Genomic DNA, 1,146 nt, shown 5'->3' on the forward strand with positions numbered 1-1,146 from the left:
GACGCGGCCGGTGATCAGTCGTGACAGGTTGGGTGTGTTGGCCAAGATCGGTCAAGGTGGGCAAGGGGTGGTCTATCGGGCGCCCAACGTCAAGACCAAGTTCGCGACGTCGATGGTCTACAAGGAATACAAGGCCCCGATGCGCGCCGGAGTTGATTTCACCGCGCTGGCCGCCATGCCCGCCCTGGTCGAGGACTCACTGTCCTACGCCCAGGCTGAACGGCTGATCTCAAGTGCGGCCTGGCCCTGTGCGCTCGTCGAAGACAACGGCGCCTCAACGGGATTCGTGATGCCGGCCATCCCCGACGAGTTCTTCATCGACTTGACCACAGTCAAAGGGGTCTCCAGGACCACCGCCGAATTTCAGCACCTGCTCAACCATTCCTCAGTGCTGACCGCACGCGGCCTCAACATCACTGACGCCCAACGCTATACGTTGTTACGCGAGGTCGCCTCCACACTGGCGTTCATGCACAAACACGGCGTCTGCGTCGGCGACATCTCACCGAAAAACCTGCTATTTGCCCTGACCCCACACGAAGCGGCCTACTTCATCGACTGCGACGCCATGCGCATCAACACCGTCTCGGCGCTGCCCCAAATGGAAACCCCGGGATGGGAGGCACCCCCCGGCGAAGAACTGGCCACCATCTACACCGACACCTACAAACTCGGACTGCTGGCCCTGCGCCTGCTCGCCGGCGACCACGACACCAAAAGCCTTCACCACTTGCCAGCCACCACACCAGAACTACTGCGCCAGATCATCACCGACACATTGACCAACTCGCCACACCAACGCCCGCTACCCGAAGCCTGGACCTACGTACTGGGCCACGCCATCGAACACGCCCAACACCAAACAAAGACGGGAGCAGCCGCTGCGGCGTTACCCAGCACCCCACTGGAGCCGCCGCCCGTCCCCGTCGTCCACTCCCGACCATCAACACCCACCCGACAATCCAGACCACTAGCCCCGCCACCGCCATCGCCGGCGTGGGCGCCACCGGCAGCCAGCCCATCGAGGACGCCAGTGTGGATTGGACTCGGTGTGGCGACCGTGATCGTCGCCGCGCTGATTGTGGTCATCGCGGTACTTGCCACCAACGACAACTCCTCCCCATCCGCCACACCGACAACCATCAC

At 62.9% G+C, this 1,146-nt stretch carries 1 protein-coding gene; it reads left to right on the top strand.

The features are described from left to right. Positions 1-10: 10 nt before the first annotated feature. A partial coding sequence (locus AC5Y42_RS23585; RefSeq protein WP_499900980.1) for a hypothetical protein occupies positions 11-1,146 on the top strand: 1,136 nt, incomplete at its 3' end.

Source organism: Mycobacterium sp. NGS48 (genome assembly GCF_059812585.1).